A 12,864-nucleotide genomic window follows, 5' to 3' on the forward strand; every position below is an offset into this window, starting at 1 on the left:
CTAGGCTCCCTCCCATGCGAACCAGGCGCGGCACGGCACTCGCATGTCTGCTCACCCTGGTGGCGAGCCTGGTGCTGGCCACGGTCACCGCGCTCTCCTTCGAGCGGGTCTCCCCCTACGACGAGCAGGCGCACTTCGACTACAGCGCCCGGATCGCCCGCTCGGGCGACCTGCCCAGGGTGGGCGACCTCTACGGCCGCGAGACGGTGCGCGAGATGTCGTGCCGCGGGCTCTACCTGCCCGAGACCGAGCTCGACCCGATCTGCCCCGAGCTGCGCGACGTCCGGGAGATCGCGCCGGCCGGCGTCTCCTACGTGCTCAGCTACTCCCCGCTCTTCTACGCCGGCCTGGCGGGCAGCGCCCTGGTCCTCGAGGCGCTCTCCCCGCTCTCCCTCTTCGAGTCGGCCAGGCTCAGCATCGCCCTCCTCTTCGCCCTGGGCGCGGCGCTGACCACGCTGGCGCTGCGGCGTCTCGGCGCGCCCGGACCTCTCTCGGTGGCGCTGCCGGTGCTGCTGGTCAGCGTGCCGGCGGTGCTCTGGCAGGGCGCGACGGTCACCCCCGACGGGGCGGCGCTCCTGGCGGGCGCGGCCGGGCTGCTGCTGGTCACCGTGCGGCACCCGTGGGTCGCCGGCTCGTGGGGGCGGCGGATGGCGTGGGCGTTCGGCCTCGCGCTGGTCATCGCCCAGGTCAAGCTCAGCTACGTCCCGATCGCCTGCTACGTGCTGCTGCTGGCGGCTCTGTGGCCCGGCGTGGGCCGCCCCTGGACTCCCCGCGAGCTGGACCGCGGCCTGCTGCTGCGTCGTACGGCGCTGCTGGCCGGCGCCGCGGCCCTCCTCGCGGTGGCCACCCTGGGGATCACCGAGTGGCGGTCGGCGAGCCTGCCCGCCGGTGCCTCCCCCGACGGGGGGATGGGCGAGTCGCTGGCCTCGCAGAGCGACCTGTGGGGCGAGATCCTGGGCGCCGCCCAGGCGCTGATGGCCCCCCTGACCTTCTTCTCCTTCAACTCCTCGCCCTTCCTGGGCGCCCTCGCCTCCGGGCTGCAGATCTTCTTCCTGGGTGGCGCCGCGCTGGTCGCCTTCTCCTCGCGCTGGCCGCTGACCTCGCCGGTGCGGGTGCTCGCGCTCACCGGACTCGGCGCCTGGCTGCTCACCGTGGTGCTGCTGCCGACCGCCTTCTTCATCGTCCACGGCGCCACCGGCACCCAGCCGCGCTACGGGCTGCCGCTGATGGTGCTGCTGCTGGCCCCGCTCGCCCTGGCGCTGGGCCGCGGCCGCGCGATGCAGTGGTCGCTCGCCGCCCTGGCGGCGGTCGCCTGGTCGGTCAGCCTCGCCCAGTCGCTCGCGCTATGAGCCGCCTTCCGGAGCGCTTCGCGGCCTGAGCACCTAGTCTGTGTCCGCTGTCGCCCCGAACGAGGAGTCTTCCGTTGTCCGTCCTGCGTCTCGCCCTGGTGGGCTCCGGCTCGATGGGCCTGAACCACGCCCGCACCATCGCGGCCGGCCCCGACACCGAGCTGGCTGTCGTCGTCGACCCGCTGGAGGAGAACGGCCGCAAGGTGGCCGACGCCTACGGTGCCCGCTGGGCACGCGACCTCGACGGCCTCGGCGACGTCGACGCGGCCGTGATCGCGGCTCCCACCGAGCAGCACCACACGCTGGCCCTGCAGATCATCGGGGCCGGGCTGCCGCTGCTGGTGGAGAAGCCGGTCTGCCCCTCGCTGGCGCAGACCATGGAGGTGGTGGCCGCCTCCGAGCGCGCCGGCACCCCCCTGATGTGCGGCCTGCTGGAGCGCTTCAACCCCGCCGTCGTGGTGGCGATGAAGATGATGGAGGCGCCGCTCTACGTCCGCGCCGAGCGGCACTCGCCGTACGTGCCGCGGATCGCCACCGGCGTCGCCTGGGACCTGCTGGTCCACGACGTCGACCTGGTGGTCCGCGCCTTCGGCGGTGACCGCCCGGGCCGCGCCGACGTGCAGGTCGGCCACTTCCACCCCGACTCGGTCGAGGGTGCCGAGGACATCGTGGAGGCCACCCTGCGCTTCGAGGACGGCGGCATCGCGTCGGTCTCGGCCAGCCGGCTGGGGCAGCGCAAGGTGCGCCAGCTGGTGGTCCAGGAGATCGACCGGATGATCGAGGTCGACCTGCTGCGCCGCGGTGTCACCGCCTACCGCCACTCCTCGATCGCCGGCGACCCGGGGCGCGACGGCTTCCGCCAGATGACCGAGATCGAGGTGCCGGAGGTGATCGGCGCGGAGCCGCTGGCCAGCCAGCTGGCCCACTTCGTCACCCTGGTCCGCGGCGAGGGCGACGTCGACGCCGAGCGCGACTCGATCCTCCCCGCCCACCACGTGGTCGACCAGGTCCTGGCCGGACGTGCCTGAGCCCTCGCGGGCCGCCGGCACCCGCGTGGCCCAGCGCTCGGCGCGGCCCCGGGCCCGGGACCTGCTGACCCACCGGCGCGCCGGCGACGTGCTCACCGCCCTGGTGCTGCTGCTGGCGGTGGTGGCGCTCTCCACCATCGCGCTCCAGGGCCGGCCGATGTCGCACGTCGACGAGGTCACCCACTTCGACAACGTGCTCCAGATGGACGCCGGGACCTACCCGCACCGCGGGTCGATCTACACCGACGCCATCGTCGAGGAGTGGTCGTGCGGGGTGGGCCACGACACCGGCCCGCTGGCCTACGAGTGCGGCAACCCGCAGCTGAGCCCCCTCTACCTGCCGATGACGCAGTTCACCACCGGCTACATCCACTACCCGACCTACTTCGCGACGGTGCTCGGCGGCGCCCGCGCGGTGCAGGCGGCCGTCGACGTGGACCTGATCGACGCGGTGCGGCTCAGCTCCACCCTGGTGCTGATCGCCGGGATGGTCGCCTGCTGGCTGCTGGCCCGCTCGGTGGGGATGAGCGGCGCCCGCCGGGTCGCCCTCACCTTCGCCCCGGTGGCGGCGCCGGGGATCCTCTACTACGGGCCGATGGTCAACCCGGGGTCGGCGGCCACGCTCTGCGGGGCGCTGGTGGCGATGGGCGCGATGGCCTGGATGCGCTCGCCGAAGTGGTTCTGGGGCTACCTGGCGGCGGCGGCGCTGGCCTCCTGGGTGGCGGCCACCTCCTCGCTCACCGTCGCGGTGGTGATGGTGGCCACCGGCCTGGTGTGGCTGGCCGCCCGTGCGGGTGTCGAGGCCGTGGCCGGGTGGCGGGTCACCTGGTGGCACCTGGGGCTGCAGGCGCTGGTCTTCCTCGGCCCGGTCGTCGTGTGGGACATGGTGATCGAGGCCCGCGCCACCGAGCCCAACTCGGTGGTCTACTCCGCGGTGCCCGACGGCAGCCTGCGCACCCTGCTGGCCGGCGCGGTCACCGAGGTCTCGTCGTTGCACACCCCGTGGAACGACGTCAACGCGTTCCCGGTGCTCGACGGTGACCTGTGGACGACGGTGCTCCGCGGCTTCGGCTACGGGTTCCCGTACCTGATCTCGGTCGTGGTCTTCGGCGTCCTGGCTCTGGCCGTGCTCGGCGAGCTCCGCCGCCGGGGCGGCGTCCCCGAGGGCCCTGACGGTCCCGGCGGCACAACCGGCGCCGGCGGCATCGGTGCGCAGGGCGCGGTCGCGGCGGACGGCCCGCGGGCGGGTCGGCTGAGCCGCCGGGTGGCGGCGCACTGGCCGGCCTGGCTGCGCGAGGACAGGCTGCTGGTCGCGTCGCTGTTGTTCGTGCTCTTCGCGTTCCCGCCGTTCCTGCGGGCGAGCAACACCGTCAACTTCGGCTTCGACTTCCCGATCGTGCCGCGCTACATGATCTCGCTGGCGCCGCTCGCGGTGCTGCTCGCCCTGCGGTCCGTCCGCGGCCGGGGGGTGCCGAGGCTGCTGGCGCTGCTCTCGGTGGTCACCGTGGTGGGGGTCTGCGTCACTGCCTGGTGACGAAGCGGGGGCCGCCGTCGGCCTCGGGCTCGTCGAGGTCGACGTGGCCGATGACCCGGGCCGGCACCCCGGCCACGATGGTCCGCGGCGCCACGTCGCTGGTCACCACGGCGCCCGCGGCGACCACCGCCTCGTCACCGATGGTGACGCCCATGTTGACGATGGCCCCGGCGCCGAGGAAGACCCGGTCGCCGATGGTCACCGGCGCGTGGTCCACCCGGTCGTAGCTCCGGCCGCTGACGCAGCGCCGGGCCGAGGAGTGGGTGTAGATCTGCACGCCCGAGGAGACGTCGCAGCCTCGGCCGATCCGCAGACCGCCGGAGCCGTCGATCACGGTGAAGGCACCGATCCAGGTGCCCTCGCCGACGACCGGGTCGCCGACCACCCACGCGTGCTCGTTCCACGGGTTCGGGGGCAGCGACGCCGGTCGCGGCGCGGTCATGACCCTCAGCCGCCCGCGCGGATGAGGTCGATCATGCCCTGGCGGACCTCGATGGTCGGCTCGAAGCCGAGCACCTCCTTGGCCCGGGTGATGTCGGCCGCGCGCCGCGAGGCGATGACGTCGCGCTCGTTGAAGATGGGCTTCACGTCGGCGTCGACCGCCTCGATGAGGATGTCGGCGAGCTCGGCGATCGAGGTGTCGATCCCGGTGCCGATGTTGACCGGCACGTTGTCCTGCTCGCAGTCCAGGGCGAGCACCACAGAACGGGCGATGTCGTGGACGTGGATGAAGTCCATCGACTGCTCGCCCTTGCCGTCGATCACCGGGGGCTCCCCGTTGCGGATCCGGTTGACGAAGTGGTTGATCACCGAGGTGTAGTAGGCGGTCGTCTTCTGGCCGGGGCCGTAGACGTTGAAGAACCGCAGCCCGATCCAGGAGAGACCGGCCCGGCGCTGGTAGAAGCCGAGGAGGTCCTCGCCGGCGCGCTTGGAGATGCAGTACGGCGTCTGCGGCGAGAGCCGGTCGTCCTCGTGCATGGGCAGCCGCTCGGGGTCGCCGTAGACCGAGGCCGACGAGCAGTAGACCAGTCGCTCCACACCGTGGTCCGCGGCGGCCGCGAAGACGTTGTGGTTGCCGATCATGTTGATGTCCATCGACTCGTACGGGTCGGACTGGCTCTTGTTGATCGACACCGCGGCGGCGTGGATGACCTTGGAGCAGCCCTTCATCGCCTGGTGGACGGCGCCGCCGTAGCGGACGTCCTGGTCGATCAGCTCGACGTCGTCGCCGAGGGCGGCCACGGCCTCGCGGTCGCCCCGGAACATGTTGTCGAAGATCCGGACCTTGTAGTCCTTCTCCAGCAGCATCGGGACCACGTGCAGGCCGATGAAGCCGGCACCACCGGTGAAGAAGACGGTCTCTTTGGACATCGGGCGGGGGTTTCCTTTCAAGGTGGGTCAGCGACGCACGGCGGCCGAGGAGACGACCTCGCGCAGCGTCTCGGCGACGTAGGAGACGTCGTCGGGCTCCAGGTTGGCATGCATGGGGATGGCCAGGTGGCGGGCGAACAGGTCCGCGGAGACCGGGCACTCCTGGGCGAGGCCGTAGACCGGCTGCAGGTGGGAGGCGTAGGTGCCGAAGTTGCAGCCCACCCCGCGCTCGCGCAGGGCCAGGGCGACGGCGCCGCGGTCGAGCTCGGGGGAGATCGCCACCACGTAGGACTGCCAGGCATGGGTGCGGCCCTCGGCCACCACCGGCAGCTCGAGCTGCTCGAGGTCGCCGAGCTGCTCGGCGTACCCGTCGGCGGCGCGGCCGCGGGCGGCGAGCAGGTCGGGCAGGCGGGTGAGCTGGACGCGCATGATCGCCGCGGCCACGTCGGAGAGCCGGTAGTTGTAGCCGGCCACGTCGAAGCTGGGCACCGGCAGGGTGGCCGCCCCCTCGCGGGTGATCGCCGGGGCGATGCCGTAGGTGTGCAGCTTGCGGGCGGTGCTCATCCGGTCGGCGTCGTCGCCGACCAGCGCGCCGCCCTCGCCGGCGGTGATCCCCTTGCGCCCGTGGAAGCTGAACGCCGCCAGGTCGGCCAGGCTGCCGGCCGGACGGCCGCGGTAGGTGGCGCCCGCGGCGCAGGCGGCGTCCTCCATCAGCCACAGGCCGTGCCTGTCCGCGACGGCCCTCAGCTCGTCGTAGTCGGCCGGCTGGCCGAACGGGTCGACCGCCAGGATGCCGACGGTGCGCTCGGTCACCAGGGAGGCGACGCTCGCCGGGTCGGCCGACCAGATGTCGGGGCGGACGTCGGCGAAGACGGGGGTGGCACCGGTCCAGGCGACCGCGTGCCCGGTGGCCGGGAAGGTGTAGTCGCCGACGATCACCTCGTCGCCGGGCCCCGCCCCGAGCACCTGGAGGCCGAGGTGGAGGGCCGAGCCGCAGTTGGAGGTGGCCAGCGCGTGGGCGGTGCCGACGGTCCGGGCCAGCTCGGACTCCAGGGCCAGGCACGACGGGCCGGCGCCGGAGAGCCAGCCGGACTCGAAGACCTCGGCGACCGCGGCGAGCTCCGGCTCGCCGACGGTGGGTTCTCCCAGGGCGACGGAGCGGGTCATGCGGTGGTGCCTTCCGCGTCGGGGACGGCCACGGGGGACCCCGCGGGGACTCCCGCCAGGTCGGCCAGGGTCTCCAGGTGCTGGTCGAGCACCCGGTCCAGGGTGAAGTGCCGGTCGAAGACGGCGCGTCCTCGGGCGCCCACCAGGTGGGCGGCCTCGGGGTCGTCGAGCACCCGCAGCAGCCGCTCGGCCAGGCCGGGCACGTCGCCGCGCGGGCACAGGTGCAGGTCACGGCCGTCGACCAGGTCGACGCCCGGGAAGTTGTCCTCCCGGCCCCATCCGACCACCGGGACGCCGGCAGCCATCGCCTCCAGGGTCGCGGTGCCCAGCCCGTCCCCCTGCTCGTGGGCCTCCACGTCGGCGGCGGCCAGCAGGTGGGGGATGGTCGGCTTGGGCATCGCGCCGACGCTGCGCACCGCGTGGCTGATCCCGAGCTCCTCGGCGCGCTGGGCGAAGAGGTCGTAGTAGACGCGGCCGACCACGGCCAGGACGGCGTCGGGGTGCCGCTCCAGCACGGCCGGCATGGCCTCCACCAGGCCGACCCGGTCGCGCAGCGGGATGACGTGGCCCACCGAGAGGATCAGCGGGACGTCGTCGGCGACCCCGAGCAGCTCGCGGCCCTCGGCGCGGGAGCCGCCGCGCACCCAGTCGGCGTTCACGCCGACGGGGATCGGCACCAGGTCGCTGAAGCCGCGCGGGTAGCGCTCGTGGACGTAGTCGTCCATGTGCCGGTCCATGATCACGATCCGCGGCCGGTAACGGCGCAGCCGTGGGTTGACCAGGGCCGCGTCCAGGCCGCGGAACGCGTGCCGGTAGTGCGCCGAGGGGTTCTCCAGCCGGGTGTGGATGCTCAGCAGCGTCGGGATCCCGCGGCGGCGGGCGTAGGCACCGGTGGCCCAGGTCAGGTCCATCATCTGGCCGTGCTGGTGGATGACGTCCGGGGCGAAGTCGTCGAGCAGGCTGGCCAGCCGGCGGCGCAGCGAGGGCCGGGTGGCGAAGGAGAGGTCGAAGCTGACCGCGAGCTTGGTCTCGGGCAGCATCACCGCCGGCAGCCGGACGATGCGCAGCCCGTCGCGCTCCTCGGTGGCCGGGGCGTCCCCGTAGGCCGCGGTGACCACCAGCACGTCGTGCCCGCGCGCCGCGTAGCCCTGCGCCAGGGCGTCGGAGAGGTGGGAGCTGCCCCCGACCCGCGGCGGGAAGAAGTTGTTGACGACGACGATGCGCACTGCTGCGGTCTCCTCAGGCCCCGGCCCGGACGACCGCGTTCATGCCGGTGACGACGCGCTCCAGGTCGGACTCGGTCAGCGACGGGTGGACCGGCAGGCTGATCACCTCGGTGGCGGCGAGCTCGGTCTCGGGCAGCTCCACGCCGCCGGCGAGCTCGGCCAGCGAGTCGAGGCGGTGGTTGGGGATCGGGTAGTAGACCCCCGAGCCGACCTGGTGCTCCTCGCGCAGCGCGGCGACCATCCGGTCGCGCTCCGCACCGCCGCCCGGGACCCGCACGGTGTACTGGTGGTAGACGTGGGTGGCGTTCTCGTGCACGCCGGGCACCCGCACCCCCTCGAGGTGCGCGTCGAGGTACGCCGCGTTGCTGCGGCGCTGCTCGGTCCACCCCTCGACCTTGGTCAGCTGCACCCGGCCGATCGCGGCGTGGATGTCGGTCATCCGCGCGTTGAAGCCGACGACCTCGTTGGCGTACTGCCGCTCCATCCCCTGGTTGCGCAGCAGGCGGAGCCGGCGGGCGATCTCGTCGGTGGCGACCGAGACCATGCCGCCCTCCCCGGAGGTCATGTTCTTGGTCGGGTAGAGGCTGAACATGGCGAAGTCGCCGAAGGTGCCGACCGGCGCCCCGCGCCAGGTGGCGCCGTGGGCCTGCGCGGCGTCCTCGAAGACCCGGATCCCGGTCTCGGCGGCGAGGTCGGCGAAGGCGTCCATGTCGGCCGGGTGCCCGTAGAGGTGGACCGGCATGACGCCCTTGGTGCGCTCGGTGATCGCGGCCTTGACGCTCTGCGGGTCGAGGCAGAAGGTCGCCGGGTCGATGTCGGCGAAGACGGGGGTGGCCCCGGTCAGCGCCACCGCGTTGCCGGTGGCGGCGAAGGTGAAGGAGGGCACGATCACCTCGTCGCCCGGGCCGACCCCGGCAGCGAGCAGGCCGAGGTGGAGGCCCGAGGTGCCGGAGCTGACGGCGACGCAGGTGCGGCCGGCGGTGAGCCGCTCGGCGAACTCGGTCTCGAAGGCCGCGACCTCGGGGCCCTGGGCGACCATGCCGGAGCGCATCACGCGGTCGACCGCGGCGCGCTCCTCGTCACCGATGATCGGCTTGGCGGCTGGGATGAAGGACGTCGTCATGGTTCTTTCCAGGCTCTTGAACGGGTCGGGGCACCCTATCGCTCTCCGCGCCCGATCCCTCCTTCCAGGAGGCGAAGGCGAAGGCGAGCCAGGCCAGGGCGAGGGCGAGGAAGAGACCCCCGCTGAGCAGCTCGGCGGGCACCGGGGGCGCCCACCGGTCCTGCTCCGGCGCCGCCCCGGAGATACCGGCGATGTTGCGGCGCAGCTGGGTCTGCATCGCCACCAGGTGCACCCAGAGCAGCAGCAGGAGGGCGACGGGCAGGACCCGGGAGTAGCGGGAGGCGAGCGGGGCGAGGCGCGGCTCGGCGAGCCGGTCGGAGGCCAGCATCAGCGTCATGATCGGGATCATCACGGTCAGCGGGAGGGTGTAGCGGCCCTGCCAGACGCCGCCGTTGGTGTTCCACTGGGCCGCCTGCAGCACCACGGGCACCAGGTAGGCGGCGACCAGCAGCCACGCGGTGACCAGGCTCTCCCGGCCCCGCAGGAAGATCCAGGCGACGGCGACCACGAAGACGACCGTGAAGGAGTAGTAGTAGTACTGGGCGGGGGCGAGCGTGGTGTCGAGCCATCCGAAGTTGCCGACGCTGGAGGTCACGCTGCCCCACTCGTCGATGAACGACTTGCTGGCCCAGAAGGCCTCCATCAGGCTCAGGTCGTGCTTGGGCTCGGCCTGGTAGTCGGTGAGCCCGGCGGTGTAGGTCCACACCAGGTTGAAGACCGCACCGGCGAAGGGGAGCGCCGCCCAGGCGATGCCGCGCCGGGTCAGCACCCGGCGCCACACCCGGCGGTCGGCGAGCAGGACGAAGGCGACGACCCAGACCAGGACCCAGACCGGGGCCAGCAGCCGGATGGTCACCATCACCGCGGCCGCGATCATCATCCGGCGGTACATCACCCGGCCGAGCCAGGTCTCCGGCTCTCGGAGGAAGACCACCGAGCAGGCGGCCAGCGCCATCGCCGCGGTGATCTCGAGCGAGTTGGGGTTGACCGCACCGCCGAGATACATCGTCATCGGCGGCAGGGCCACCACGATCCCCGCGACCGCGGTCATCGGCCGGGCGCGGGTGGTGGCCGCGCTGAAGGCCCAGGCGACGAAGAGGGCGGCGAGCGCGGCGGCCGCCGTCCGCATGGCGAAGATCGCGGTGGCGCCGTCGGTGAAGTGGGAGGGCCACCCGGTCGCCAGGTAGTAGGTGGGGAAGTTGCGCCCCGCCGGGTTGATGAAGTCGACCAGCTCCGACTCCTTCGTGACCGGCTTGAGGCAGGAGGCGGGATTCTCCGGCTTGTGCCGCAGGCAGTCGATGGAGTCGGCCGTCTCGACCAGCCCCTTGGGCGCCGGGGTGACCGCGTTGGAGGTGACCCCGGCGTTGAGGACGTCGGTCTGCTCGGGGAGCAGGTTGCCGTGCGCGACGTGCCAGGCCATCAGGTCGTGGGCCGGCGCGTCGGGGGAGCTGAAGACCGGGGTAGCCAGCGACCAGGCCATGAAGCAGCCGAAGACCCACACCCAGGCGACCAGCGTGCGGGTCAGCAGCGAGCGGCGGGTCGGGGCCTCGGGGCGCTCACCCAGGTCGGTACGTCGCCACGGGGCGGTCGGGAACGGCATGCGCCGGAGGATATCGGCCCGCTCTCGACCCTCAGGACGCCGCGCGGCGGGCCAGCCACTCGGCGAGCGCCGGGCGCAGCCCGTCGGGCACGGCGTCGAGGGCGCTGCCGCCGCGCAGCACGGTCTCCTCCAGCGCCGCGAGCGCGTCGACGGCGTCCTCGCCCACGCCCAGGCGCGCCAGCCGGTGGGTGTTGAGGCGGGTGGGGCGCGCCGGGACTCCCAGGCTCACGGCGTACGGCGGGAGGTCGTGCCGCACCGCCGACTGCATGCCGACCATGGCGCCGGCACCGATCCAGGCGCGCTGGTGCACCACCGTGCCCATCCCCAGGTTGGCCCCCTCGCCGACGCTCACGTGGCCGGCCAGCACCACGCCGTGGGCCATGGTGACCCCGTCGGCGACGGTGCAGTCGTGGCTGACGTGGGCCTTGCCCATCAGGAAGCAGTCGTCGCCGAGCCGCGTCTCGTGCGCCCACCCCTGGGTGAGGGAGGTGAACTCCTTGAAGACGTTGCGGGAGCCGATCACCACGCCGCTGTCGCGGCTCGTCTCCTCCCAGCTCGCGTCGAGGTGGTGGCCGCGGACGTCGGCGGCGGCGCCGATCGAGACGTGCGCGGAGACGAAGTTGTCGTCGCCCAGGGTGACCGGGCCCTGGAGCACGGCGTAGGGCCCCACGACGTTGCCCCGGCCCAGCCGCACCTCGGGACCGAGGACGGCGGTGGGGTGGATCCGGTTGTGCTCGTGGGCGGGCGTCGTCATGGGGGCACAGCCTGCCACGCCCCGCCCGGCGGCGTCCCCGGTGGCGTGCCGCCCGCGGCCAGCCGGACCCGTTCCCTCGACGCTGAGGTTAATGACCGTTAACCTAAGGGGCATGAGCCTGCACGACCTCACCGCCGAGCTGCGCGAGCGCCTCGCCCTGGTCCGACAGGGCGGCGCGGAGAGCGCCCGCCGCAAGCACACCGAGCGGGGCAAGCTGCTGGTCCGAGACCGGGTCGACCGGCTGCTCGACCCCGGCAGCCCCTTCCTCGAGCTCGCGCCGCTGGCCGCCTGGGGGATGTACGGCCGTGACGCCGACGACCTCAACGCCGTGCCGTCGGCCAGCCTGGTCGCCGGCATCGGCCGGGTCCACGGCCGCGAGGTGATGGTGGTGGCCAACGACGCGACGGTGAAGGGCGGCACCTACTACCCGATCACGGTGAAGAAGCACCTGCGCGCGCAGACGGTCGCCGCGGAGAACAACCTGCCGTGCGTCTACCTGGTCGACTCCGGCGGCGCCTTCCTGCCGATGCAGGACGAGGTCTTCCCCGACCGGGAGCACTTCGGCCGGATCTTCTTCAACCAGGCCAACCTGTCTGCGCGCGGCATCCCGCAGATCGCCAGCGTGATGGGGTCCTGCACCGCCGGCGGCGCCTACGTGCCGGCGATGAGCGACGAGACGGTGATCGTCCGCGACCAGGGCACGATCTTCCTCGGTGGCCCGCCGCTGGTGAAGGCCGCGACCGGCGAGGTGGTCACCGCCGAGGATCTCGGTGGCGGCGACGTGCACGCCCGCACCTCCGGGGTGGTCGACCACCTCGCCGACGACGACGCGCACGCGCTGGCCATCGTCCGGTCCATCGTCGACACCCTGCCTGCCACCGTCGGGTACGGCGCCGCGGCCGGGGCGCCCGGCCGCCCGGCGTACGACCTGCGGACCCCCGAGGAGCCGGTGGAGGACCCGGCCACCCTGGCCGACGTGGTGCCCGCCGACACCCGCACGCCGTACGACGTCCGCGAGGTGGTCCGCCGGATCGTCGACGGCAGCCGCTTCCACGAGTTCAAGCGGCTCTACGGCGAGACGCTGGTGACCGGGTTCGCGCACATCCACGGCCACCCGGTCGGGATCGTGGCCAACAACGGCATCCTGTTCAGCGAGTCCGCGCTCAAGGGCGCCCACTTCATCGAGCTGTGCAACCAGCGCGGCATCCCGCTGGTCTTCCTGCAGAACATCACCGGCTTCATGGTCGGCCGCGAGTACGAGAACCGCGGCATCGCCCGCGACGGCGCCAAGCTGGTCACCGCGGTCGCCACCTCGGTGGTGCCGAAGTTCACCGTGGTGATCGGCGGCTCCTTCGGCGCCGGCAACTACGGCATGTGCGGACGGGCCTACGACCCGCGCTTCCTGTGGATGTGGCCCAACGCCCGGATCTCGGTGATGGGCGGCGAGCAGGCGGCCTCGGTGCTCTCCACGGTCAAGCGCGACGGCATCGAGGCGCGCGGCGGCGAGTGGTCGGCCGAGGAGGAGGAGTCCTTCAAGGCGCCGATCCGCGACCAGTACGAGACCCAGGGCTCGCCCTACTACTCCACCGCCCGGCTGTGGGACGACGGGATCATCGACCCCGCCGACACCCGCCGGGTCCTCGGCATGGGCCTCGCGGTCGCCGCGAACGCCCCGACCCCGGCGCCCTCCTACGGCGTCTTCAGGATGTGAG

Annotated in this window: 11 protein-coding genes; 4 read left to right on the forward strand and 7 right to left on the reverse strand. The window is 73.0% G+C overall.

The features are described from left to right. Positions 1 to 14: 14 nt before the first annotated feature. The 3 genes from AC4BG9_RS15775 to AC4BG9_RS15785 all read left to right on the forward strand — a co-directional run bounded on the left by AC4BG9_RS15775 (position 15) and on the right by AC4BG9_RS15785 (position 3,911). Positions 15 to 1,349 (forward strand): hypothetical protein, encoded by a 1,335-nt coding sequence (locus tag AC4BG9_RS15775; protein ID WP_490572065.1) that lies wholly within the window; start codon positions 15 to 17, stop codon positions 1,347 to 1,349. Positions 1,350 to 1,423: 74 nt separating this feature from the next. After that, complete coding sequence (locus AC4BG9_RS15780; RefSeq protein WP_490572066.1) at positions 1,424 to 2,377, forward strand: Gfo/Idh/MocA family protein; 954 nt, start codon at positions 1,424 to 1,426, stop codon at positions 2,375 to 2,377. Next, complete coding sequence (locus AC4BG9_RS15785; RefSeq protein WP_490572067.1) at positions 2,370 to 3,911, forward strand: hypothetical protein; 1,542 nt, start codon at positions 2,370 to 2,372, stop codon at positions 3,909 to 3,911. The genes AC4BG9_RS15780 and AC4BG9_RS15785 overlap by 8 nt, the downstream gene beginning before the upstream one ends. On the opposite strand, the gene AC4BG9_RS15790 is transcribed toward AC4BG9_RS15785, so the two are convergent. Genes AC4BG9_RS15790 through AC4BG9_RS15820 form a run of 7 tightly spaced genes read right to left on the reverse strand, consistent with a single transcriptional unit; the run spans position 3,898 to position 11,152 of the window. Continuing rightward, positions 3,898 to 4,353, reverse strand: a complete 456-nt coding sequence (locus AC4BG9_RS15790; RefSeq protein ID WP_490572068.1) for an acyltransferase — start codon at positions 4,351 to 4,353, stop codon at positions 3,898 to 3,900. The genes AC4BG9_RS15785 and AC4BG9_RS15790 overlap by 14 nt on opposite strands. Before the next feature lie 5 nt (positions 4,354 to 4,358). After that, on the reverse strand, positions 4,359 to 5,282 hold the full coding sequence (locus AC4BG9_RS15795) for an NAD-dependent epimerase/dehydratase family protein (protein ID WP_490572069.1): 924 nt from the start codon (positions 5,280 to 5,282) through the stop codon (positions 4,359 to 4,361). A 27-nt stretch (positions 5,283 to 5,309) separates the two neighbouring features. Then, the gene (locus AC4BG9_RS15800; protein WP_490572070.1) at positions 5,310 to 6,449 is read right to left on the reverse strand and encodes a DegT/DnrJ/EryC1/StrS family aminotransferase; all 1,140 of its coding nucleotides are present in this window, start codon (positions 6,447 to 6,449) and stop codon (positions 5,310 to 5,312) included. After that, entirely contained in the window at positions 6,446 to 7,675 is a 1,230-nt protein-coding gene (locus AC4BG9_RS15805; RefSeq protein WP_490572071.1) for a glycosyltransferase family 4 protein, read from the reverse strand. The genes AC4BG9_RS15800 and AC4BG9_RS15805 overlap by 4 nt, the downstream gene beginning before the upstream one ends. A gap of 13 nt (positions 7,676 to 7,688) precedes the next feature. Continuing rightward, positions 7,689 to 8,798, reverse strand: coding sequence for a DegT/DnrJ/EryC1/StrS family aminotransferase (locus AC4BG9_RS15810; RefSeq protein ID WP_490572072.1), 1,110 nt, complete (start codon positions 8,796 to 8,798; stop codon positions 7,689 to 7,691). Then, entirely contained in the window at positions 8,755 to 10,398 is a 1,644-nt protein-coding gene (locus AC4BG9_RS15815; RefSeq protein ID WP_490572073.1) for a DUF2142 domain-containing protein, read from the reverse strand. The genes AC4BG9_RS15810 and AC4BG9_RS15815 overlap by 44 nt, the downstream gene beginning before the upstream one ends. 31 nt (positions 10,399 to 10,429) lie before the next feature. Further along, positions 10,430 to 11,152 carry an LbetaH domain-containing protein gene (locus AC4BG9_RS15820; protein ID WP_490572074.1) on the reverse strand — a complete coding sequence of 241 codons (723 nt, stop codon included), beginning with the start codon at positions 11,150 to 11,152 and terminating at the stop codon, positions 10,430 to 10,432. 112 nt (positions 11,153 to 11,264) lie between these two features. On the opposite strand from AC4BG9_RS15820, the gene AC4BG9_RS15825 reads away from it, so the two are divergent. After that, positions 11,265 to 12,863 (forward strand): carboxyl transferase domain-containing protein, encoded by a 1,599-nt coding sequence (locus tag AC4BG9_RS15825; RefSeq protein WP_490572075.1) that lies wholly within the window; start codon positions 11,265 to 11,267, stop codon positions 12,861 to 12,863. Position 12,864: the final 1 nt, after the last annotated feature.

This window comes from Nocardioides sp. Z40_12 (assembly GCF_058215795.1).